At 71.1% G+C, this 23,796-nt stretch carries 17 protein-coding genes; 11 read left to right on the plus strand and 6 right to left on the minus strand.

Going from position 1 to position 23,796, the window contains the following annotated elements; genetic code table 11:
- Positions 1–94: 94 nt before the first annotated feature.
- The 7 genes from SROS_RS33360 to SROS_RS33390 all read left to right on the plus strand — a co-directional run bounded on the left by SROS_RS33360 (position 95) and on the right by SROS_RS33390 (position 9,112).
- Positions 95–493: a hypothetical protein gene (locus SROS_RS33360; protein ID WP_012893345.1), complete on the plus strand. Its 399-nt coding sequence runs from the start codon at positions 95–97 to the stop codon at positions 491–493.
- Positions 494–779: 286 nt separating this feature from the next.
- On the plus strand, positions 780–1,643 hold the full coding sequence (locus SROS_RS33365) for an NAD(+)/NADH kinase (RefSeq protein ID WP_043653436.1): 864 nt from the start codon (positions 780–782) through the stop codon (positions 1,641–1,643).
- Positions 1,644–1,753: 110 nt separating this feature from the next.
- Positions 1,754–2,305 (plus strand): TetR/AcrR family transcriptional regulator, encoded by a 552-nt coding sequence (locus tag SROS_RS33370; RefSeq protein WP_012893347.1) that lies wholly within the window; start codon positions 1,754–1,756, stop codon positions 2,303–2,305.
- A gap of 199 nt (positions 2,306–2,504) precedes the next feature.
- A complete protein-coding gene (locus SROS_RS33375; RefSeq protein ID WP_012893348.1) occupies positions 2,505–4,679 on the plus strand; it encodes an MMPL family transporter in 2,175 nt (724 codons plus the stop codon).
- A 260-nt stretch (positions 4,680–4,939) separates the two neighbouring features.
- Positions 4,940–6,388: a pectate lyase family protein gene (locus SROS_RS33380; RefSeq protein WP_012893349.1), complete on the plus strand. Its 1,449-nt coding sequence runs from the start codon at positions 4,940–4,942 to the stop codon at positions 6,386–6,388.
- A 202-nt stretch (positions 6,389–6,590) separates the two neighbouring features.
- Positions 6,591–7,790 (plus strand): FxsB family cyclophane-forming radical SAM/SPASM peptide maturase, encoded by a 1,200-nt coding sequence (locus SROS_RS33385; protein ID WP_012893350.1) that lies wholly within the window; start codon positions 6,591–6,593, stop codon positions 7,788–7,790.
- Positions 7,787–9,112 (plus strand): HEXXH motif domain-containing protein, encoded by a 1,326-nt coding sequence (locus tag SROS_RS33390; protein WP_012893351.1) that lies wholly within the window; start codon positions 7,787–7,789, stop codon positions 9,110–9,112. Before SROS_RS33385 ends, SROS_RS33390 begins: the two co-directional genes overlap by 4 nt.
- On the opposite strand, the gene fxsT is transcribed toward SROS_RS33390, so the two are convergent.
- On the minus strand, positions 9,109–11,592 hold the full coding sequence (gene fxsT, locus SROS_RS33395) for an FxSxx-COOH system tetratricopeptide repeat protein (RefSeq protein ID WP_148269282.1): 2,484 nt from the start codon (positions 11,590–11,592) through the stop codon (positions 9,109–9,111). The genes SROS_RS33390 and fxsT overlap by 4 nt on opposite strands.
- Before the next feature lie 368 nt (positions 11,593–11,960).
- Between fxsT and fxsA the strand changes: the two genes are divergently transcribed.
- From fxsA to SROS_RS51355, 3 genes are all read left to right on the plus strand, one after another.
- Positions 11,961–12,083 (plus strand): FxSxx-COOH cyclophane-containing RiPP peptide, encoded by a 123-nt coding sequence (fxsA, locus tag SROS_RS54595; protein WP_362966914.1) that lies wholly within the window; start codon positions 11,961–11,963, stop codon positions 12,081–12,083.
- Positions 12,084–12,162: 79 nt separating this feature from the next.
- A complete protein-coding gene (locus tag SROS_RS33400) occupies positions 12,163–13,044 on the plus strand; it encodes an SIR2 family NAD-dependent protein deacylase (protein ID WP_012893354.1) in 882 nt (293 codons plus the stop codon).
- Positions 13,041–15,020 carry an nSTAND1 domain-containing NTPase gene (locus SROS_RS51355; protein WP_012893355.1) on the plus strand — a complete coding sequence of 660 codons (1,980 nt, stop codon included), beginning with the start codon at positions 13,041–13,043 and terminating at the stop codon, positions 15,018–15,020. Before SROS_RS33400 ends, SROS_RS51355 begins: the two co-directional genes overlap by 4 nt.
- On the opposite strand, the gene SROS_RS33410 is transcribed toward SROS_RS51355, so the two are convergent.
- Positions 14,947–15,774: a hypothetical protein gene (locus SROS_RS33410; protein ID WP_012893356.1), complete on the minus strand. Its 828-nt coding sequence runs from the start codon at positions 15,772–15,774 to the stop codon at positions 14,947–14,949. The two genes, SROS_RS51355 and SROS_RS33410, sit on opposite strands and share 74 nt — an antisense overlap.
- Before the next feature lie 365 nt (positions 15,775–16,139).
- A complete protein-coding gene (locus SROS_RS33415) occupies positions 16,140–17,396 on the minus strand; it encodes a hypothetical protein (protein ID WP_012893357.1) in 1,257 nt (418 codons plus the stop codon).
- 467 nt (positions 17,397–17,863) lie between these two features.
- Here SROS_RS33415 and SROS_RS33420 point away from each other — a divergent pair, with 467 nt between their 5' ends.
- The gene (locus SROS_RS33420) at positions 17,864–19,501 is read left to right on the plus strand and encodes a glycoside hydrolase family 13 protein (protein WP_012893359.1); all 1,638 of its coding nucleotides are present in this window, start codon (positions 17,864–17,866) and stop codon (positions 19,499–19,501) included.
- A 111-nt stretch (positions 19,502–19,612) separates the two neighbouring features.
- Here SROS_RS33420 and recQ read toward each other — a convergent pair whose 3' ends face one another.
- From recQ to SROS_RS33435, 3 genes are all read right to left on the minus strand, one after another.
- A complete protein-coding gene (gene recQ, locus SROS_RS33425; RefSeq protein ID WP_012893360.1) occupies positions 19,613–21,499 on the minus strand; it encodes a DNA helicase RecQ in 1,887 nt (628 codons plus the stop codon).
- A gap of 551 nt (positions 21,500–22,050) precedes the next feature.
- Positions 22,051–22,347 carry a hypothetical protein gene (locus SROS_RS33430; protein ID WP_043653441.1) on the minus strand — a complete coding sequence of 99 codons (297 nt, stop codon included), beginning with the start codon at positions 22,345–22,347 and terminating at the stop codon, positions 22,051–22,053.
- 2 nt (positions 22,348–22,349) lie between these two features.
- The gene (locus tag SROS_RS33435) at positions 22,350–23,408 is read right to left on the minus strand and encodes a serine/threonine-protein kinase (protein WP_012893361.1); all 1,059 of its coding nucleotides are present in this window, start codon (positions 23,406–23,408) and stop codon (positions 22,350–22,352) included.
- Between the last annotated feature and the right edge of the window lie 388 nt (positions 23,409–23,796).

The following is a 23,796-nucleotide window of genomic DNA, read 5'->3' on the forward strand; positions in this document are numbered from 1 at the left end:
GGGGCGGGGCGGAGGCCGTCCGACCCGGCCCGCGGCCCTCGGGCCCGTCACCCTGCCCTGCCCAGACCGGCGGGGACCGTTGAGAGGAGACCTCGTGACCATCGACGAACGGCCGGCCGGCTCCCCGCCACCCGACATCGACGACACGACCGTCGAGGCACTGGGCAGGCTCTCCGAGGCACTGGAGACGACCGAACGGGCCCGCGGCCATCTCTACTCCTTCCATCAGCTCACCGGCCATGCCGACCTGCAGCTCGACCGGGTGGTGGAGCTGCTGCGCGCCGCGGGCCACCCCGACCTGGCCGACGTCGTGGCCGACGAGCTGATCGGCCGCAACGTGCTGCCCGACCGGTGGACCTTCCAGATCATGGAGGAGTACGACGACGGCTACTACCGCTTCTTCGCCGGCCTCGAGAAACGGATCAGGGACCAGCTGGCCGGCGGCCGCCGCCATCTCTACGAGGCACGGATGAAGCGGGAACGCCAGAGCTGAGGTCGCCGCTCAGAGGATGAAGCGGGAACGCCAGAGCTGAGGACGCCGCTCAGAGGATGAAGCGGGAACGCCAGAGCTGAGGACGCCGCTCAGAGGATGAAGCGGGAACGCCAGAGCTGAGGACGCCGCTCAGAGGATGAAGCGGGAACGCCAGAGCTGAGGACGCCGCTCAGAGGCGGGTGCGCCCCGCCCTGCGCACGTCACGGCGCCGGCCGGCGGGATCCCCGCCGACCGGCGCCGGATCGCCGGGGACCGGCCGCGAGGCGGCGCGCCGTACAGTGGCGGCATGGGCATGGTCGAAACGGTGGGCCTGGTGCTGCACCCGCAACGTGACTCGAAGGTCGCCATCGACACGATCGTGGAGTGGGCTCGCGCCCACGGCGTGACCGTCCTCGGCCTGCCCGAGGAGGTCGGACGCATCGACTGCAGCGCGGTGCCGGTCGACACCGACACCCTGGTGGACCGCGCCGACCTGCTCGTCAGCCTCGGCGGTGACGGCACCATGCTGCGCACCATGCGGCTCATCGCCGGACGACCCACCCCCATCCTCGGCGTGAACCTCGGCAAGCTGGGCTTCCTCGCCGAGATCGACGTCGAGGACCTGTCCTCCGCGCTGTCGGCCATCGACAGCCACGAGTACACGGTCGAGCCCCGCATGGCGGTGCGGGCGACCTTCCGTGAGGGGGAGACGGTGACCGCCTTCAACGACGTCGCCCTGGTGCGCACCCCCGGCGACGGGCTGTCCGCGGTGGCGATCTCGGTGGAGGGCCACCCCTTCGTCCGCTACGCGGCCGACGCCGTCATCGTGGCGACCTCCACGGGGTCGACCGCCTACAGCTTCTCGGCGGGCGGCCCGATCGTGTCGCCGACGGTCGAGGGGTTCCTCGTCGTGCCGGCGGCCGCCCACTCGGCGTTCAACCGGGCCCTGGTGCTCTCCGCCGACGAGGAGGTCAGCCTTGAGGTGCTCTCGACGAGCGGGCGGCTGGCCATGGAGGTGGACGGGGCCATCGGCGCGCATCTGTCGCCCGGCGACCGGCTCACCGTCACCGCGGTGCGGGCCGCCGCCTGGGTCGTCCGGCTCGGCACCACGAGCTTCTACGAGCGCGCCCGCCGCAAGCTCCGCGTGAACGGCAGCGCCGAGGTCGACTAGGGTCCGGCGACCTTCCGCGCTCCGAATGTGCCGCACGCCACACCCCTGAACTGTCCGATCGGTCAGATTCTGACCGATCGGTCAGGCATCCTGGTGGTGGAGGTGATTTCATGTCACGCGGCACACGCTCGGGAACCCGTGAGGAGATCCTCGACGCGGCGGCCCGTCTCTTCGCCGCGACCGGTTTCAAGGGGACGTCGCTGCAGGACATCGCCGGCGAGGTGGGCTGCTCGAAGGCCGCGTTGCTGTATCACTTCGACGGCAAGGACGCGATCCTCACCGAACTGCTGGCGCCGCCCCTCGAGGCGCTGGCGACGCTCGACGCCCGGCTGGCCGGTCTCGGTGACGACGCCGTCCAGCTCGCGGCCGTCGAGGGATACGTGGACCTCGTGATGCGCTTCCGGCGGGAGGTCACCGTCCTGTACGACGACATGCCCGCGCTGCTCCAGCGCCCCGCCTTCGCCGGCGTCCAGGAGATGTCGGACCGGCTTCTCGACGCGCTGGCCGCCCGTTCCCCGGATCCGGCGGCCCGCATCACCGCGCTGATGGTGCTCGGCTCCGTCCCCGTCGTCTGCATGAAACCCACCGAGATCGGCGACGACGAGCTGCGCTCCATCCTGACGCGGAGCGCGGCCCGGACCCTGGACCTCCGCCGAGCGTGACGGCGGGCGCCGTCCCTGCGCACCGCCGTCCCCGCTCCCGGACTCCCCCGTCTCTCCCCCTGCTTCCCCGGCTCTGCGCACCGCTCCTCAGCCGGACTCCCCCGATGCGGGCCTCCCCCCATGCCCGCCTCCATCGGCGAAGCGCCCCTTCTGACCCCTCTGACCCCTCTGACCCCTCTGACCCCGACAAGGATGCTCCATGGCCACCTTGCTGTACCGGCTCGGCCGAGCCTCGTTCCGCCGCCGACGGCTGGTCCTCGCCCTGTGGCTCGCCGTACTGGCGGCCCTCGGCGTGGCCACCGCCGCCTTCATCGGCCCGACGGCCAGCAACTTCACCATGCCCGGGACCGAGTCGCAGCGCGCGCTCGACGCCCTGGCCAAGCACTTCCCCGAAGCCGGAGGGGCGACCGGCACCATCGTCGTCGCCGCCCCCGAGGGGAAGCAGCTGACGACCCCGCAGGCCCGCCAGGCGATCGGGGCGCTCACCAAGGAGGCCTCCGGGCTGCCCGGCGTGGTGGCCGCCGTCGACCCGTTCCAGATCGGGGCCGTCTCCCCCGACGGCCGCCACGCCCTGGTGCAGGTGCAGTTCGCCGCCGTCAACGACCGCGTGACCGACGGCCAGCGCGCGGCGTACGCGAAGGTCGGCGCCGGCGCCGAAGCCGCCGGGCTGCGGGTCGAGCACGGCGGTGAGGTGATGACGAGTGAGCCGGAGATCGGATCGACCGAGGCGCTCGGCGTCGCCGTCGCGGCCGTCGTCCTCGTCATCACCTTCGGATCGCTCGTGGCCGCCGGCATGACCATGCTCACCGCGCTCATCGGCGTCGGCGTCGGGATGGCCGGGCTGTTCGCCCTCAGCAGCGCCATCGAGCTGACCAGCACCGCCCCGGTCCTCGCCCTCATGCTCGGCCTCGCCGTCGGCATCGACTACTCGCTGTTCATCACCTCCCGGCACCGCCAGAACCTGCTCGACGGGCTGGAGCCGGAGGAGGCCGCCGCACGCGCGGTCGGCACCGCCGGATCGGCCGTCGTCTTCGCCGGCGCCACCGTGGTCATCGCGCTCGCGGGCCTGGCCGTGGTCAACATTCCGTTCCTGACCGTGATGGGTCTGGCCGCCTCGGGCACCGTCGCCGTCGCCGTTCTCGTGGCGATCACGCTCCAGCCCGCGCTGCTCGGCTTCGCCGGTCACCGGATCCTGCCCCGCAAGCACCGCACCGCGCGGCAGGCCGTGCCCGGCGAGCGCGGCGGCTTCGGGTTCCGCTGGGCCTACATCGTCACCCGCTGGCGCGTCCTGGTCATCCTCGCCGGAGTGCTGGGCCTGGGCGGCCTCGCCGTACCCGCCGCCGAGATGCGGCTGGCGCTGCCCGACGCCGGGACCGCGCAGGCCGGATCTCCGGCGCGTGAGGCCTACGACCTCATCAGCGCGGGTTTCGGACCGGGTTTCAACGGCCGTCTCGCCGCCGTCGTCTCCGGCGGCTCCGCCGAGGCCACCGGGCGGGCCGCCAAGGAGGCCACCGCGCTGATCCAGGCCACCAAGGGAGTCATCGCGGTGACCCCGCCGCAGCCGAACGCCTCGGGAACGACGGTCCTGCTGGCCGTCATCCCGGCCACCGGTCCCACCGACGCCGCCACCGAGACCCTCGTCCACGACATCCGGGAAAAGGTCCGCGGCATCGACGGCGCCCAGGTCTCCCTGACCGGCATGACCGCGATCGGCATCGACGTCTCCGAGAAACTCTCCGACGCCCTGCCCGTCTACCTGCTGCTCGTCGTCGGGCTGTCCGTCCTGCTGCTGATGCTGGTCTTCCGCTCCGTGCTCGTCCCCGTCAAGGCGGCACTCGGCTTCCTGCTCACCGTCGGCGCGACCTTCGGCATCACCGTCGCCGTCTTCCAGCAGGGATGGCTCGCCGGTCTCCTCGGGGTGGACACGCCGGGGCCGCTGGTCAGCTTCCTGCCGATCCTGCTCATCGGCATCCTGTTCGGCCTGGCCATGGACTACCAGGTCTTCCTCGTCTCCCGGATGCGTGAGGACTTCGTCCACGGCGACACCGCCCAGCAGGCCACCATCTCCGGCACGGGCCACGGCGCCCGCGTCGTCACCGCCGCCGCGCTCATCATGATCTCGGTTTTCAGCGGTTTCGTGCTCCTCGATGACCCGATCATCAAATCCATGGGCTTCGCCCTCGCCGTCGGCGTCGCCATCGACGCCTTCGTGGTGCGCATGACCATCGTGCCCGCCGTCATGTCCCTGCTGGGCGACAGCGCGTGGTGGCTGCCCCGCCCGCTCGCCCGCGTCCTGCCCAACGTCGACATCGAGGGTGAGCAGCTCCGCGCCCACCTCGACCACGAGGCCACGGAGGTCCCGGCGCGGGTCTGACCCGTACCAGCGCCACAGGGGGTCGCGGTGAGGTTACGGCCTCACCGCGGCCCTCCGTGCTGCCCCGCCCCCGCGGAACCGGGCCACGACGGCGCTCCATGCCGTGAAAGTTTCACAGCCGATTGACAGCGGGAAAACGCTTTCCTACCTTGTCATTGTTCGCTCATGTGCATAGCGATCACATATGTGAACAGTGAGTGCTCGCTGGGGGGACCCGAATCGCAGGCCGTACGGCCTGCCGGACCAGCAAGGAGCTCGAAGTGAAACGTAGGATCAGCGGCAAGGCCGCGACCGCCGTCATCACCGGCACGGTCGTCGTCTCAGGGCTGGCGGTCGGCGTGTCGGTCGCCTCCGCGGCGCCCGCTCCCGGGACCTACACCCTGGTGAACGCCGCGAGCGGCCTCTGCCTCGCCGTACCCGGAGGAAGCACGTCCGACGGCGTGCAGCTCGTCCAGAACGGGTGCGACGGCGCGGCCGGCCAGGCGTGGAGCCTGACCGCCGCGGGTAGCGGGTTCCAGCTCAAGGCCACCCACAGCGGCAAGTGCGCGGGCGTCAAGGACGCGAGCACCTCCGCGGGCAAGGCCGTGCAGCAGGAGGGCTGCTCGGGCGCGGCCTCCCAGACCTGGCAGCTCACCCAGTCCGGCACGGACTACCGGGTGGTCAACGCCAACGGCGGCAAGTGCCTCAACACCAAGGACAACGCGACCTCCGCCGGCGCCCTCGTCCAGCAGAACTCCTGCGACTCGGTGGCGACCAAGCAGTGGCGGCTGGTCCCGGCGGGCTCCGGCCCGTCGCCGACCGTCACGCCCACGGCCACCCCCACGGTGACGCCCCCGCCCGGAAGCACGGGCGGCCTGGTCGGCTGGGCGACGCAGGGCGGCGGCACCACCGGCGGCGGCGGTACGGCACCGGTGACGGTCACCAGCGCCTCGGCGCTGACCAGCGCGCTCTCCTCCGCCGGCGCGGCGGTGATCCGGGTGTCGGGCACGATCTCCTGTTCCGGCATGCTCAAGGTCACCTCCGACAAGACCGTCCTCGGCAACTCCGGCGCCACCATCGCCGGCTGCGGGCTCAACATCTCCGAGGCCTCCAACGTCATCGTCCGCAACCTGAACTTCCGCGGCTGGGACGACGACGGCATCAACGTGCAGTACTCGACCCGGGTGTGGCTCGACCACAACTCCTTCAGCGACGGCTACGACGGCGCGCTGGACATCAAGCGGGCCAGTGACTACGTCACGGTCTCGTGGAACAGGTTCTTCGACCACGACAAGACCATGCTGCTCGGCCACAGCGACGGCAACGGCGGCGAGGACAGCGGGCACCTCCGGGTGACCTACCACCACAACTGGTTCGACGGCACCAACCAGCGCCACCCGCGGGTCCGCTTCGGCAACCCGGTGCACGTCTACAACAACTACTACGCCGGCGTCGGCAGCGGCGGCGGGTACGGCGTGGCGTCCACCGAGGGCGCCGGCGTGCTGGTCGAGGGCAACTACTTCGAGAACACCGCCGACCCCTACCACCGCGGTGAGGGATCGTCGGACCCCGGCAGCCTGGTCGCCCGGAACAACCACTCCGTCAACTCCGGCGCCGGGGACGCCGGGGGCAGCGTGGCCGCCATCCCCTACGCCTACTCGCTCGACCCCGCGGCCAACGTCAAGTCGGTCGTGAGCGCCGGCGCCGGCGCCGGCCGGATCGCCGTCTGATCCCGGCGCACGGCACTCCCTGAGCGTGGCCGGGCTCCGGCGCCGGAGCCCGGCCACACCGCGTCCCGTCCGAGGGCCCGCTCCGCCGCCGGGGCTCGCCCGCGACGTCGGCGAAATACCCGGTGCGCCGGAGGGGTTTCGCTATGCTGATCTCTCCCGTCACGGCGGGCTACACATCAGGTCTCAGCGTGGAGGCTTATCCGTGCCCGAATGGCCGTCCACTCTCGACGTGACGGAGCTGATGGCCGGCGGCTGGCGCCCGACCCCGTTCCGGCAGTTCATCCTCAAGATCCACAGCCGCTGCGATCTCGCGTGCGACTACTGCTACATGTACGAGATGGCGGATCAGAGCTGGCGCTCCCGTCCTCGCCGGATGCCCCCGGAGATCGTGGCCGCCGTCGCCGGCCGGATCGCCGAGCACGCCCGCGCGCACGCCCTGCCCTCGATCGAGGTGATCCTGCACGGTGGCGAGCCGCTGCTCGCCGGCCGGGAGCCGATCCGGGAGGCGGTCTCCTCGATCCGCTCCGCGGTCGGCCCCGGCACCCGCGTCGACGTCAGCCTCCAGACCAACGCGACCCTGCTCGACACCTCCTACCTGCGCCTCTTCGACGAGCTGGACGTGCGGATCGGTGTCAGCCTCGACGGCGACGCGCAGATGCACGACAGGAACAGGCGGCGTCCCAACGGCGAGGGCAGCCATGCGGCGGTCGCCGCCGCCCTGGGCCGGCTCTCGTCGCCCTCCTTCCGGCACCTGTTCGCCGGCCTGCTGTGCGCCGTCGACCTGCGCAACGACCCGATCGCGACCTACGAGGCGCTTGTCGGGTTCGACCCGCCGGCCGTGGACTTCCTCCTCCCCCACGGCAACTGGTCGGCTCCCCCGCCGGGCCTCGTGCCGGGCTCGGACGCCACGCCGTACGCGGACTGGCTGATCACCGTCTTCGACCGGTGGTACGGGGCCCCGCGCCAGCCGACCCGCATCCGGCTCTTCGGCGAGATCATGCACCTGCTCCTCGGCGGGTCCTCCAGCAACGAGCAGGTGGGGCTCTCCCCGGCGGGGATGGTGGTCGTCGAGACCGACGGGGGGATCGAGCAGTCCGACATCCTCAAGTCCGCCTACGACGGCGCGGCCGCCACCGGCCTGCACGTCGCGCGTGACCCCTTCGACGCGGCGCTGACGCTCCCGTCCATCGCCGCGCGCCAGATCGGCGAGCTGGCCCTGGCACCGCAGTGCAGGTCCTGCCCGGTGGCCCGGGTGTGCGGCGGCGGCCTCTACGCCCACCGCTACCGCGACGGGACCGGCTTCGCCAACCCCTCGGTCTACAGCCCCGACCTTCTCCGCCTCATCACCCACATCAGGCGAGCCGTCGCCGCCGATGTGTCCACGCTGAAAGGATCCCGATGAACCTCCGCGAGCACCGGATTCCGGCGGACACGTTCTCCGATCTGGCCGCGGGCGGGGGCGGCGTGACAGCGGCGCGCCTGCTCGCGGCCACGCAGTACAGCAAGCACGTGCTTCTCGTACGCGGGGTCGTGGACACCGCGCGGGCGACCGGGCACCCCCAGGCGGGCGCCGCGCGCCGCGGCTACGACCTCCTCACCGCCGTCCAGGCCGGGCACCCGGAGGCCGTCGACGCGGTGCTGCGCTACCCGTCGGTCGGAGCGTGGGCCCGGCACACCGTCAGGAGGCTCTCCGACCCCGGCGCCCCCGCCGTGCCGGCGCAGCTCGGCGCGCTGGCCGCCGCCGCGGCACTGCGAGCCGGTACGGCCTGCACGGTCGAGGTGCCCGTGACCGACGGGGTCATCACGCTGCCCTCCGTGGGGCAGGTCCTCGTCCCCGGCGGCGCCGCAGGCGCGACGATCCGCTGCTCCCCGGCAGGGGCGGAGGTCGTGGGAGAAGGCTTCCGGATCGAGCTCCCCGCCTCGGCCGTCTCCTCCGGAGCCGACGCGCCCGGATGGCGGCCCCTGCGGGCGCTGACGGCGGAAGCCGGCGACAGGCATCTGCGGGTCCTGGTCGACGACCTCGACCCCTATCGCATGCCGGGCTCGGCGGCACTGAGCGGCCGGCTCGACGCGACGCGGATGGCGTACTGGCAGTCCACGCTCGACTCCGCCTGGGAGCTCCTCGTCCGGCACCACACGGCGGTGGCCGGCGAGACCGCCACGGTGGTCTCCGTCCTCGCCCCGATGGCCCCGGAGAACGGGGGACAGTCGAGCGCGTCCTCCCGCGAGACGTTCGGCTGCGTGGCGCTCTCGGAACCGCTGGACGGATGCTCGCTGGCGGTGACGCTCGCCCACGAGGTGCAGCACGCCAAACTCTCCGCGCTGCTCGACGTCGTCACGCTGCTCGCGCCCGACGACGGCTCCCGGCACTACGCGCCCTGGCGCGACGACCCCCGCCCGCTGGGCGGGCTGCTCCAGGGCGCCTACGCCTACCTGGGCGTCACCGAGTTCTGGCGGCGCCAGCGCGCGCACGAGAAGGGCAAGGCCGCCGTCCTGGCGAGCGCCGAGTTCGCCCAGTGGCGTGAGGCGGCCCGCATGGTCTGCGGGACGCTGGCGGGCAGCGGGCGGCTGACCCGGGCGGGAGAGATCTTCGTGTCCGGCATGATCGCGCGGCTGGACGGGTGCGCGGCCGAGCCCGTCCCCGACGAGGCCCTGACGCTGGCCCACGAGGCGAGCCGGCGCCACCGCGACCGGTGGGTCGAGCGCAACCGCCGGAGCGCCTAGATCGCCGGAGGGTCGAAGTCGAAGTCGAGGCGGTCGTTGCGGGCCGCCACGATGACGTCGGGATGGTTCTGTCCCAGCACCCGGTGATAGCGCTCGAAGGTGTCGGCCCGCAGGACGTCGGCCTCGTCGTCACGGCCTTCCGCCCGCAGGTCCTGGACCAGGTTGGTCGCGCAGGCCAGGGTCAGCGGGTGGTCCACACCGAGGACGTCGCGCAGCCTCACCAGGGTGTCCTGGCTCATGGCGAGCGCCTCGTCAAGCTCGCCGAGGACCGCGAGGTCGCTGGCGAGGTTGATCGCGCACGTCAGGGAGTAGTGGTGGTCGACGCCGAGCGTGCGGTTGAGCCCCTCCAGCGATATCCGGTCGAGCTGCCGGGCCTGCTCGGCGTCTCCGTGGACCCGTAGCAGCAGCGCGAGGTTGGTGGCGCACCCGTAGTTGAAGGGATGGTCCTCGCCGTACATCGTCGGATAGCGGGTGGAGGTGTCTCTGAGCAGTTCGAGTGCCTCCCCGGTGCGCCCGCTGGCGCGCAGCGCGTTGGCCAGGCACAGGGCCGCCGCGAGGGTGTCGGGATGGTCCCGGCCGAAGATGCGCTCCTGCCGCTCGAACGTGCTCTCCGCGAGCTCCAGCGCCTCCTCGATCGCTCCGGCCCGGCGTTTGGCGATGGACAGGTCCTTGGCGGTGCGCAGCGTCCAGGGGTGGTCGGCGCCGAGCTCCTGCAGGCCGTACTCCATGGCGTCCTCGCCCAGGTCACAGGCCTCGAAGTATTCTCCGCTCAGCCGTACGACGCGGGCGAGGCCGTTGCGGAAGGCGAGGATGTTCTGCTTGCTGGAGCCGGAGCCGGCTCTGCTCTGCACCATGTAGGTTCTCTCGAGCAGCCGGCGGGTCGCGGTGTAGTCGCCGAGCAGGAGATAGTCGATGCTCAGGTTGTTCATCGCGCGCAGCGTCCGCCGGTGGTCCGGCCCGAACACCGTCTCGTGCTGGCGCAGCGACTCCTTGTCGTGCTCCAGCGCCGCGGAGAACTCGCCGCGCGCCCGGATGTCGGCGCCGTAGCTGTTGGTGAGCAGCAGGGTCTCGGCGTGGTCCGGGCCGAGCACCTCCACCATCCGGGTCAGCGTCACCCGGTTGAGGTCGTAGGCGGCCTGGTACTCGCCGAGCTCGCGCACGACGATGCCGAGGTGCCGCTGGGCGGAGAGGACGTACTCGTCGTCGCCGCTGGAGTCCTCCCGCCACTGGGTGAGAAGGCTCTCGACCAGCACGCGCGCCGACCTGAAGTCGCCGGAGGAGTAGAGGTAGCGGACCACGTCGAGGACGAAGCGGCGGACCTGCGGCTCGCGGCTCTGGGCGACGCGCGCGGGGGTCACGTGGCCGAGCAGCTCGGAGTAGCGGGGCCACGCCGTGTTGTCGTCGGGCTCGTCGGGGGCCGCGGCGGCGAGCAGGAGATGCACCTCGTGGCGGAAGCCATCGCTGTCCTCCGCGCTGAGCTCGTCGCGGAGGAGGGCCTGGACCAGCCGGTGGACCTGGATGGTCCGGCTGACGGAGTCGAGACGGACCAGGGCGTACCGGCCGAGCTCGCGGATGGCCCGGCTGACGAGGATGGGGTTGCCGAGCAGCGCGCCGAGGCGCGATTCCGCCTCGGCCTGCTCCGACAGCGGTGCGAACACGTCCCTCGGTATGGGCTCGGGGCCGAAGAAGGCGCAGCAGCGGAGGAGCTCGACCGCCTCGGGCATCTTGGAGACGAGCTGCGACACCGACAGGGACCAGGCCGCGGTCATCGACACCGGGTAGTCGGACGGCTTGCTCTCGGCCAGCAGCAGTGCCGTCTGCTCGTGGAGCAGCCGCAGGTATTCGTCGACGGACATGCCGGTCTCGGCCTGGAGCGCGCCGGCCTGCTCCAGCGCCAGCGGCAGGTCTCCGAGCTCCTCGGCGAGGCGGTCCGCCTCCTCGCGGCTCACCGCCTTGGACACCCGCTTGCTCAGGAACTCGATGCTCTCCTCGCGGCCGAACACGTCGATGGCGACGGTGTCGACGACGCCCTGCCACCGGTGGTTGCGGGAGGTGATCAGGACGTGTCCCGGCCCCCGCGGCACGATCTCGTTGAGGTCTTCGGGCTGGTCGGCGTTGTCGAAGATCAGCAGCCACTTGTCGTACGGCTCGCCTCTGCGCAGGGCGTCGAGCACCGCCGTGGCGGCGTCCTCGATGCCGGTGGTCGCCGCCGACGGCAGGCCGAGGTAGGGGGCGAGCCCGGCCAGGGCGGAGCGGACCAGCATGGGCTGGTCGGCGGGGACCCACCAGACGAGGTCGTAGGCGGACCTGTAGCGGTAGGCGTACTCGATGGCGACCTGGGTCTTGCCGACACCGCCCAGCCCGTGGAGGGCGTGCGGGACGACCGCGGTCACCTCGGCGGTCACCCCCTTGCGCAGCTGTTCGAGCAGGTCGTCCCTGCCGGTGAAGTTCTTGTTCCGCTGCGGAACCTTGCCCCACACATCCGGTGACCGTCCCGGCGTCCGCGACGCTCCGGAAGGGTGCGAAACAGACACGCGATCGCCTCCACTGACCTGATTCTGCGCTCATCCTAGACCCGGTTTAACTAAGTGTTTATAAACCGGTTAGACAGAACCTTCTATTCGGATCGTTCAACTTGAAACACTTCCGTGACAACGGATGACGAAAAGGAGCTTCCGTCCCCGCAGCCGCAAGTCGCAAATCTCCCCAATAGCTACAAACGTCCCCGTCTACCCCGCGGTCGAAGTTGACTTCATAACATGGAAGGATGTAGGCGTCAAGATGTTTGAGGAGCCAGGGAGCCCAGGTGGGTGAGCAAGCTACGGATTTCGGCACAGACCTCATCGATGTGACCGACATAAGACTGAGTGACCTCGACGAAGTAGGAGAGTCCAGCCTCGCGCTCGCACTGCGCCGGTTGCTTAGCGAGGAGGACACCGGCCCGGTCGCCGGATTCACATCGTCAATCTAGCGAGACTTGACGGCACCGCCCTGGATGTGCGAGACAAGGTGTCACAAAGGGACCTTCCACCAATAACCAGGGCGGTGTCGTGGACGACGCGGACTGGCGGCGACTGATCGACCAACTCCGCAGCGGGGACTGCACGCCCTTTCTCGGTGCGGGGGCCTGTTATGGCACCCTGCCGACCGGCTCTGAACTCAGCAGAAAATGGGCAAATAGCTACAAATACCCTTTTCCTGATGACCACGATCTCGCCCGGGTGATGCAGTACGCGGCGGTGCTGGAAGGCGACCCGGTCTACCTCAAAGAGCAGATCTGCGAATACCTCCGATCGCACGGGCTACCGGCTTTCAGCCATGCCGGCGAGCCCCACGCCCTCCTGGCCAAGTTCAAGCTGAGGGTCTTCCTCACCACGAACTACGACAACTTCCTGATGGAGGCGCTGGCCGGCGAGGGCAAGGCGGCCCACACGGCGATATGTTCCTGGGCCGACCGCAATCCCCAGGAAACGCCGGAGCTGCCGGAGCCCTCGGTCGAGGAGCCGCTCGTCTACCATCTCCACGGGAGCTGGGCGGAACCCTCGTCCCTGGTTCTCATCGAAGACGACTACCTCGAATATCTGGCCAACGTGGCGGCGGCCCAGGCGTCCGGCAACCGGACGCTGATCCCCATCCCCGTCCTGCGCGCGATGACCACCCGCCCCCTTCTGTTCGTCGGCTACAGCCTGCAGGACTGGACGTTCCGCGTGCTCTTCCACGGTCTGCTCCGCGCCATACCCGCCGTCCGCCTGCGACGCCACGTGAGCGTGCAGCTGCTGCCGCCGGTGAACACGCCGATAGCCGAGGCCGAGGAGCGGGCGAAACAGTACCTCGTCCGATACCTGGACGCGGGATGGCGTATCTCGATCTTCTGGGGCACCGCGGCCCAGTTCTGCGAGGAGCTGCGGCGCCGGTTGGGACCGGACGCATGACCTCCGCGGGCCACGTGCAGAACGAGACGGGCCAGCCGTACGTCGGGCTGCGCGCCTTCCGGCAGCAGGACAGGGGCCTGTTCTTCGGCCGCGAGCGGGAGGCGCGCGAGATCGCCACCCTCTGGCAGGCCGACAGGCTGACCGTGCTCTACGGCGCCTCCGGCGTCGGCAAGACCTCCCTCCTGCACGCGGGGGTGCTGCCGTTCCTCGGCTCCGACCGCGTCGACATCCTGCCGGTGGGCCGGGTCGCCCCGGACCCGGCTCTCCTCGTCTCCACCACACCGGTACGCAGCGTCTACGTCCTGAGCCTGCTGTCCTCCTGGTCCGCCGCGCCGCCCGCCGAACTCGCCGAGCTGACGGTCCGCGACTACCTCGACCAGCGCCCCGCGCGCGTCGACCGCTACGACGACCCCATCCCGACGCTCATCTCCATCGACCAGGCCGAGGAGATGTTCACCGGCGCCCCCTACCGGGAGTCCGACCTGGAGGAGTTCGTCGCCCAGCTGGCCGACGCCCTCCAGGCGCACGCGGGGCTGCGCCTGCTGCTGTCGATGCGCCAGGAGTACCTCGCCTCCATCGTGCCCTTCGAACGCGTGCTGGGTCAGGGGTCCCGATCCTGGTTCCACCTGCTGCCCTTCCGGCGGGAGGCCGCGCTGGACGCCACCCGGCGGCCGCTGGAGGGCACCGACCGCAGGTTCGGCGAGAACGCGGCCGAGCTGCTCGTGGACGACCTGCAGACCGTGACGATCCACAGCGAGCAGGGCGAGAAGACCGTGCTGAGGGTCAGCGGCGTCGAACCGGTCCAGCTCCAGGTGGTCTGCTCCGCGCTGTGGGAGTCGCTGCCGCCGGACGTCCACGAGATCACCGTCGACCACGTACGGCTGCACGCCAACGTCGACCGGTTCCTGGCGGGCTTCTGCCGGCGGATGCTGAGGGAGGTCGCGGAACGGCACGGCGTGCCCGAGGGCAGCATCCGATCCTGGCTCAGGCGCACCTTCATCACCGAGCACGGCACCCGGGGCACCGCCTACGAGGGGCTGCACCAGACCTCCGGCATGCCCAACGCCCTGGTCAGGTCCCTGGAGGACCGCCACATCCTCAAGGCCGAGTACCGCGCGGGCGCGCGCTGGTACGAACTGCAGCACGACCGCCTGATCGCCGCCATCCGGCACACCGATCCCGAGACGTTCCTCCAGGCGGCGCGGACCGCCCTCTCCAGGGCCCAGTGGACCCACGCGCGGGAGCTGACCGAGGACGCGGTGCGCACGGCGGAGTTCGACGACCTGGGCGTACGCGCCGAGGCCGAGGCGATCTTCGGTGACGTCGCGGTCGGCACCGGGGATCCGGCGACCGCGTGGAGACGCTACGACGCGGCGGCGGAGATGTTCGCCGTGCTGCAGCGGGCCGACGGCGTGGGCCGGGTCCTCGCCGCGAAGGGCCGCCTGTCACTGAACCTGGGCGACTACCCCACGGCGGTGAGCGCGCTCAGCGCCGCCGTCGCGAGGGTACCGGGCGACATGTCCGCGCAGACCGCTCTCGCGCAGGCGCTGTGGCACGTCGGGCAGCCGCGCTCGGCCCTGATCGTCCTGAACGGCGCCCTCGCCGTCGGGGGCGACGCCCTGCTGGACGCCCTGGCCCTTCGCGGGGTGATCCTCGCCGACCTGGACCAGCCCGAGGCCGCGCTCCGCGACCTCGACCTCGTCCGCCAGCACCAGCAGCCCGCGACCCTGGCGGCCCGCGCGCTGGCACTGGCCCTGGCCGGCCGCTTCGACGCCGCGGAGCAGGAGGCGGCCGACGCGATCGCGAACGCCGGGAGCAACGGCCCCGTGCTGCTCCGGGCCGCCCGTATCCGCGTCATCCTCGGCAACGCCGTGGCGGGCGCGGACCTGGCGGCCCAGGCGATCAGAGCGGACGATCCCGCCCTTCCCGAGCATCTGCGGGAGCAGGCCCGTCGTCTGCTTCCGCCGCCGAACTGACGTCCACCTGCGTGGCCTCCCGCCAGATGTAGTCGAACTGCCGGACCCAGTAGGAGTACCAGCGCTCGTTCTGCGCGCGGCTCAGCTCCAGATGCATTCGCGACGAGGTCGACGGGTTGTGAAACCCGTGGATTTCGACGACCACCCGGCCCTTCGAGGTGTCCGGGTCGATGAGCACGATGCTGAATCCGGGACTGTACGGCAGGAGCCGATACCGGAAACGCCCCTCGACCTCCCACTTGCTCATGAGATCCAGCCGCTCGATCGCACTGTCCAGCGCGGCGGGAAGTCTCTGGATCGGGAAATCAACGGAATCGTCCAGTTGCTTGGACGCCATCCGCACCGCGGCCTTCTCCGCCGGGTCGAGAATCACGACACGGACCGATCCGCCCGCGCGGGCGAGCACGGTCCTGCGCAAAGTCTCACAGGTATGGGCGGAGAGCAGGTTGACCGCGGAGGGCGCGAAGATCCTCACGTCACGCGCATTGGCCAGGGCCGACGACAGCGGCACGGAGTCGAACGCGGACCTGTCCCCCAGAATGCTCGTGGAGATCTCCGGACGCTCTTCCGGCAATGTGAGCCGGTAGACCAGAATTCCCACTCCGGAAAGGAGCGCCGCCCATTTCAACTGATCGGGGACCACGTCCCCGAAGATCGAGACGACGGCGAAGGCGAACACGACGACGGTCACGACATGGGCATCGACGTTCTGACGGATTCTCAGGTCCTCGATAAGCCGCCGCAACCAGACCATCGCACCTCCTCCGGGCCCTCGTCCGCTTCCCATGAACACATTCTCGGCGACGGCAATTGGGAATGCGCGTCATCGAGAAGATCCGACCGGATATGGCCCTTCGTTTTTCCGGCCCCGGCCCCCGGGGAGCGGGGTCACTGCCCCGCCCCCGGAGACCGGAGCCACGGGTGCCCCCTCCCGGAGGACCCCGGTGAGCCGGGCGGCCTCAGGGGCCGGACGGCCCGCGCGGACAGGTGGTCTCAGGGACCGGACGGCCCGCGCGGACCAGGCGACCGGCGGGAGCCTCAGGGGGCGGGAGGGAGTCTCAGGGGGCGGGAGGGAGTCTCAGGCGGCGGGCGGGAGCCTGAGGGGGCGGGTGACGAACCTCAGGGGGCGGGCGACGAGCCGTTCACCGTCAGGACGCGCTCCGGCGTCTCGATGGCGGGGAAGGTGCCGGTGTCGATGATCCCGTGCTCGTTGTAGGCGGCCTCTATCAGGGCGTGCGCCCGTGGCTCCAGCTTCCACAGGGCGCGGTACTCGCGGGCGGTGGCCAGCGTGATGCCGGTCTCGTGGGCGATGTCGGAGGCGCGGGGAACGAACTTCCGCTCGATCTGCTTGTCCCAGTACTCCCGGGCCGCGCGCATCAGGGCCGCGCGCTGCGCCGTGTCGACGACCGGCAGGGCCGTCTCCACCACCTCGGCCTCCTCCTCGTCCTCGTCCTCGTCCTCGTCGTAGGACCCGGCGGCGGGCAGGGCCGGGGAGGCCCGCGGCGCCTCGGGCTCGGGGGCCCACGGGACGGGCGGGCTCAGGTCGATCAGGGCGGAGGTGTTGTAGAGCGCTCCGATCTGGGACAGCAGCGCCTCCTGGCGGCCCGCGTCGACCGCCAGGCCGGTGTGCTCCACCGCCTGGTCCATCGCCCGGTCCAGCTTGGTGAGCGCCGCGCGCATCCTCCGGTCGGACGCGCCGGCCTCGCGGAGGGCGCGGGCGCGCTTGGCCGCCAGCGCGACACGGGTCAGCCTCCGGTGGGCGTCCACCTCGCTCGCGGTACGGTCGCTGGCCTCGGCCAGCCCGACCCGGACCAGCATGCGCTCGGGGGTGATCCGCCAGTTGATGCGGGCGCGCCCGGTGATGCGGTGCCGTTCGATCGCCATGCCCCGCTCCCACAGCCACGCGGCCACCAGCGGGGCGGCGAGCCGGAACACGGCCTCGGCGAGGCTGCGGGCGTCCATGCTCGACAGCACCGCCGACAGCCCGGTGAGCGTCCACACCGCGATGCCGTCGATGCCGGCGGAGTAGTTCTCCCTCATGTTGCGGCGGGCCCGCACCGCGCTGGTGATCACGGCGACTTCGATGAACGCGAAGAGCAGGAGCCTCAGGGGGCCGTCGAAGCCGAGCACGTCGCCGGAGAAGCGCCACATGCCCTGGGCGGACACGCCCGTGGCGATGCTCGCCGCCACGATGGTGAGGATGTCCTCGGCCGGGCGGGGGGCGACGAAACGGTGGAAGAAGCGGTTACCGGCACGGTAGACGGCGCGGAGCGCGAGATAGGCCAGGCCCAGCAGGACCAGCGCGACCACGCAGATGATGACCGTTCCGACCGGGTGGTCCGACGCGAAGGCGGTGATTTGATCGATGGGGGGCATCAGTCACTGTCCGTCAGTCTCGATGTCCGACAGGATATGGACGCGATCATTCCAGAATGTCGGCAGCTTGTTCGCGAAACGGGTAGTCACGCCTGTGACGTGAGTGAAAACGGGCGCGGGGATCCGTCCCCGGTCCGACATGGGGATCCGCGACCCGTCCGGCGCGGATGACCGGCCCCGGGCCGGCGGGAAGATCCGCTGCTCGTCCTGCGCGGACGGCCTGCCTCCGGGCCGGCCGCGCCCCCCGGACGGACACGGTTCGCGGGCGGGTACGGGCCCCCGCGCGGACGCGGGACTCCGGAGCGTACGGCGAATCCATGGTTACACCCCCTTGACGGCTATGTAACGTGAATGCATAACATGCATGTATGTGATCGCGGAGATCACCGATCCTCCACGGCAGCGGGTACGGCCCGCCGGAGTCCCCACACCGCCGGGCTTGATGTCCCCACCTGCAAGGAGCACAAGTGACGCAACCGATCGTCGCCCCGTGTGCCGCCCCGTCACCCGTCCCGTCCGCGCCCCCGTCATCCGAGTGGTGGCGCGACGCCGTGATCTACGAAATCTACGTGCGCAGTTTCGCCGACGGCAACGGGGACGGCATCGGGGACCTGCTGGGGGTACGCAGCCGCCTGCGCTATCTCGCCGACCTCGGCGTGGACGCCATCTGGCTCACCCCGTTCTACCCGTCCCCGATGAACGACGGCGGGTACGACGTGGCGAACTACCGCGCCGTCGACCCCCGGCTCGGCACCCTCGACGACGCCCGCGCCCTCGTCCGCGAGGCCCACGGCCTGGGCATGCGCGTGCTCATCGACATCGTGCCCAACCACACCTCCTCGGAGCATCCCTGGTTCGCGGAGGCTCTCCGTGACGAGCCCGGGGCCCGGGACCGCTACGTCTTCCGGCCGGGGCGCGGGCAGGACGGGGCCGAACCCCCCAACGACTGGGAGTCGAGCTTCGGCGGGCCCGCCTGGACCCGGCTGCCCGACGGCTCGTGGTACCTCCACCTCTTCGCCCCCGAGCAGCCCGACCTCAACTGGGACAACCCCGAGGTCCGCGCCGAGTTCGAGGACGTGATGCGGTTCTGGCTGGACATCGGCGTGGACGGGTTCCGCGTCGACGTGGCCCACGGCATGGTCAAGGCTGAGGGGCTGCCCGACGCCGGATTCACCGGCCAGCTGAAGCTGCTCGGCCGCGCCCCGCTGCCCTTCTTCGACCAGGACGGCGTGCACGAGATCTTGCGCTCCTGGCGGCGGCTGCTCGACTCCTACCCGGGCGAGCGCATCGGGGTGGCGGAGGTGTGGCCGCCCTCCCCCGACCGGCTGGCCAACTACGTCCGGCACGACGAGCTCCACCAGGCCTTCAACTTCGACTACCTCGCCGCCGACTGGGGAGCCGGCCCGCTGCGCCAGGTGATCGACGCCTCGATCTCCGCCACCGACCTGGTCGGCGCGCCCACCACCTGGGTGCTGTCCAACCACGACCAGGTGCGCCACGTCACCCGCTACGGCGGCGGAGAGCAGGGCACGAGGCGCGCGCGTGCGGCCACCCTGCTCACCATGGCGCTGCCCGGCTCGGTCTACCTCTACCAGGGCGAGGAGCTCGGTCTGCCGGAGGTCCTCGATCTTCCCGACGAGGTGCTGCAGGATCCGATCTTCTTACGTACGGCCGGCGCGGACCGCGGCCGGGACGGCAGCCGCGTGCCGATCCCGTGGGCGTACGGCGAGTCGTCGTCCGGCTTCTCCCCGCCGGGAGCCGACCCGAGCTGGCTGCCGATCCCCCGCGAGTGGGGCGGGCAGGCGGTGATCCCGCAGCTCGGCGACCCCGGGTCGGTCCTCAACCTGTACCGGAACGCCGTACGGCTGCGCCGTACCCACCCCGCCCTGGGCAGGGGGACGATGCGGTGGCTGGACTCGCCGCCGGACACCCTCTTCTTCACCCGCGAGCCGGGACTGCTGTGCACGGTCAACCTGGGCGCCGACCCCGTCGTCCTGGAGTCGCCCGGCACGCTGCTGCTGTCCAGCGGCGACACGCGCTGCGACGGGCTCCAGGCGATCCTGGAGCCCGACACGGCCGCCTGGTGGTCCTGCACCACCTCCTGAACCGGTGGCCCTGCGCCACCTTCTGAACGCGCCGGTCGGGGGGCCGCGCGAGACAGCCCCGGCCGGTTCCCGTAAGGAGGGCCACATCCTGGCGGGAACCGGTCGGCTATGTCAGGGGAAGATGAGAGCCTGATCGGGCTCGACGGCGTCCTGCGCGAGGGTGTCCAGGATCTGCCGGCCGTACTTCGCCAGTTTGTTCTCGCCGACACCGCTCACCTCTCCCAGCTCGGCCAGGGAGGACGGGACCCCGGTCGCGATCTCGCGCAGGGTCGCGTCGTGGAAGATCACGTAGGCGGGCACGCCCTGCTCCTTGGCGGTGGCCGCGCGCCAGGCGCGGAGCCGCTCGAACACCGGCACGGCCTCCTCGGGCAGGTCCGCGGGGGTGGCGCGGCGGGCCCCACCGGCCCGTGCCGACGGCTCGGATCTGGTGCGCGCCGCCCGCTCGGGCTCACGCCGCAGCAGGACCTGGCGCTGCCGGCTCAGCACCTCGGCGCTCGCCTCGGTGAGCAGCAGCGTGCCGTAGTCGCCCTCGACGGTCAGCAGGCCCTGGGCCAGCAGCTGGCGCACCACGCCGCGCCACTCGGCCTCGCCCAGCTCCGTGCCGATGCCGAACACCGTCAGGGAGTGGTGGTCGAACTGGGTGACCTTCGGCGTCTTCCTGCCGAGCAGGATGTCGATGATCTGGCCCGCGCCGAACTTCTGGCGCCGCTCGCGCAGGAGCCTGAGCACGGTCGACAGGAGTTTCTGGGCGGCGATCGTGCCGTCCCACGACTCCGGCGGCGTCAGGCACGTGTCGCAGTTGCCGCACGCCGTGCTGTCCTGGCCGAAGTAGGCGAGCAGGCGCACGCGGCGGCACTCGACCGCCTCGCAGAGGGCGAGCATGGCGTCGAGATGGGTGCCCAGGCGGCGCCGGTGGGTCTCGTCGCCCTCGGAGGTGTCGATCATCTTGCGCTGCTGCACGACGTCCTGGAGCCCGTAGGCCAGCCAGGCGACGGAGGGGAGGCCGTCACGTCCGGCCCGGCCGGTCTCCTGGTAGTAGCCCTCGACGGACTTGGGCAGATCGAGATGGGCGACGAACCGCACGTCGGGTTTGTCGATGCCCATGCCGAACGCGATGGTGGCGACCATGACGAGGCCGTCCTCCCGCAGGAACCGCGCCTGGTTGGCCGCCCGGGTGCGCGCGTCGAGCCCCGCGTGGTAGGGCAGCGCCGAGATGCCGTTCTGCACCAGGAACTCGGCGGTCTTCTCGACCGAGGAGCGCGACAGGCAGTAGACGATGCCGGCGTCCCCGGGGTGCTCGGTGCGCAGCAGCTTGAGCAGTTGCCGCTTGGGCTCGTTCTTCGGCGCGATGCGGTACTGGATGTTCGGGCGGTCGAAGCTCGACACGAAGTGGCGGGCTTCCTCCAGGTTCAGCCGGGAGGCGATCTCGGCGTGGGTGGCCTCGGTGGCGGTCGCCGTCAGGGCGATGCGGGGCACGTCGGGCCAGCGCTCGTGCAGCGCGGACAGCGCGAGGTAGTCGGGCCGGAAGTCATGCCCCCACTGGGCCACGCAGTGCGCCTCGTCGATGGCGAACAGGGAGATCGTGCCGCGGTCGAGCAGCCGCAGCGTCGAATCGACCCGCAGGCGCTCCGGCGCCAGGTAGAGCAGGTCCAGCTCACCCGCCAGGAAGGCGGACTCGACCTGACGGCGCTCGTCGTGGTCCTGCGTGGAGTTGAGGAACCCCGCCCGCACGCCCAGGGCCGTCAGGGCGTCGACCTGGTCCTGCATGAGGGCGATGAGCGGTGAGACGACGACGCCGACGCCGTCCCGCACGAGGGCGGGGATCTGGTAGCACAGCGACTTGCCGCCACCGGTCGGCATCAGCACCAGCGCGTCACCGCCGGCGACGACGTGGTCGATGATCTCTTGCTGCCCTTCCCGGAACGAGTCGTAGCCGAAGACGCGGTGCAGCACTCGCAGCGCGTCGCTCACCTCGGGACCGCTCACGGGAGAAACCATCGGGTCATTCTACGAGGCCCCGTGCGGCCCATCGGCGCTTTCGCCGTGGGAGGACGCGCCGCCGCCGGCCGCTTGCGTGGACGCAGCCGGGTCCGGGCGGCAACGGCCGTACATCCCACGACTTTGGCGATCCGCTCACCGGTCAGGCCCTCCCCGCAGGCCAGTGCCACGACCTCGCGGCCACGCTCGGGCAACCCGTCGAAGGCGGCGCGAACATGCTCCGGATCGACCGCTCTGACCGGCCGGTCTGCGGCCGGTTCCGCACGCAGCCGTGTGTCGCCTGGACGGGGCGCACAAGCGCACGATCCGGCTCCGATGTTCCTCGACCCCCGACACGCACGGCTGAGGCGGAACCCCGGCTCGGCACTGCCGCGAACAGAACCGCGTCGCCAGGCGGCGGCTGGGGACACGTTCGGGAGGAGGCCGCCAGGGACACCGTGCCGATCTCCATCAGGGCCTGCTCGATCCGGCGTGCAGCGTCATCTGCCCGCGCCGTATCCGGACCCCGTTTCGAAACGATCAGTCAGCCGGCGGTCGCCCGGGCCCGGCCGTCAGCGGCGCCAGGCTCGGCGCAGCTCCTGCACGCCGGTGACGATGCCGAAGGCGATCAGCCCGGCGAGGTAGGCGATGACGCCGAAGACCACGCCGTTGCCGTCGACGTGGTCCCACTGGGTGATCAGCAGCACACCGATGCCCACGCCGAGCACCGGCTGCAGCGGCAGCAGCGTCACGGCCAGCAGGAGGCGGTGCCGCGCCAGGAAGGTGCGGCCCCGGACGGCGATGATCCGGGCGGTGACCGCCACCACCGCGGCGGCGAAGAGGACGGCGAGCATCAAGGCGAGATCCACGCTCAGCTCCGTCTCGTCAGCAGGCGCAGCACCAGCGCGATCGCGCCGCCCGCGGCCAGGCCGGTCAGGGTCGCGGGCCAGAACGGCAGGCCGGCCGTCCCGGGAACGGGGATGTCCGGCCACTGCCGGGAGTCAAGCTCCGCGACGGTCAAAAAGACCGTCGCGACGGCGAGGGTCGTGATGATCTGCGCCGCGAAGGCCAGACCCCAGGGCCGCTCGCCGGCCGGGTCAGGCTCCCGGACCCGTGTCACGGCCTGCGGCATGGGCGGCGCGGCCTCCTCCCCGACGATGAGCCGCACCAGCCCGCCCGCGTCCGGCCGGTGGTGCGGCTCCTTGGCCAGGCACGCGCCCAGCAGGCCTCGCAACTCCGGCGGGACGCCGGCCAGGTCGGGCTCGTGGTTGAGGATGCGGTTGAACACAGCCGGCATGCTGTCCTGGCCGAACGCCGGCCGCCCGGTCGCGGCGAACACCATGGTGACCGCCCAGGAGAACACGTCCGACTCCGGCCCCACGGCCGCGCCGCGCAGTTGCTCGGGCGACATGTACGGCGGCGTGCCGACCACGGCGCTGGACTGCATGGTCGTGCCCTCCAGCGCGAGGGAGATGCCGAAGTCGATGACGCGCGGCCCGTCCGGCCCGAGCAGCACGTTGCTCGGCTTGAAGTCGCGGTGCACGATCCCGGCCTCGTGGATGGCCTTCAGCGCCGCCGCGGTGGCGAGCATCAGGCGGCGCGTGCCACCGGCGGCGCGCGGCCCCTCGCGGGCGATCAGCTGCTGGAGCGATTCGCCGGGGATGTACTCGCTGACGATGTAGGGCTGGCTGCCCTGGACGTCGACGTCCAGGATCTGGGCGGTGCCGAACGGCCCGACCCGGCGGGCCGCCTCCACCTCGCGCAGGAAGCGCCGGCGGTTGCCGGCGTCGTGGGCCAGCCTGGCGTGCAGGAGTTTGATCGCCACCCGGCCGCCCGACGGGTCGACTCCGAGGTAGACCGCGCCCTGCCCGCCTTCGCCCAGCAGCCCCTCCAAACGGTATGGGCCAATGTGGGAAGGTTCGACGATCATTCGCCTTCTTATATCAGGTGCTGGCGGTCCGGGGTTGAGGAACAGCGGAACAGCCGTTGGCGGTGAGAAAGAGCTTGTTCCTCGTTGTGGCAGTGAGCTGATCGAATGCGAAAGGGGCAGACGGTCAGGGCCCACCGACATGAGGGCAGGGCCCGGACCGGCCGCCCGAGCCGCCGGTGATGATCCGCCCGGCGGGGTCGTGGAAGTACAGGCGGGTGCCGCCTTATCCGCCGGACGATCATGAGATGAGGGCATCAGAACAGGCCGGAACGTTGATGCGATCGCAAGAGCGTTATCTTGTCGCGTCATGCAGTATTCCTGAATGTTGCCGCGTGAACCTTACGATCTCGCAATGCGATCATCTGCGTTAGTCGTCAGGTGGAAGGCA

The organism is Streptosporangium roseum DSM 43021, from assembly GCF_000024865.1.
GTDB lineage: Bacteria > Actinomycetota > Actinomycetes > Streptosporangiales > Streptosporangiaceae > Streptosporangium > Streptosporangium roseum.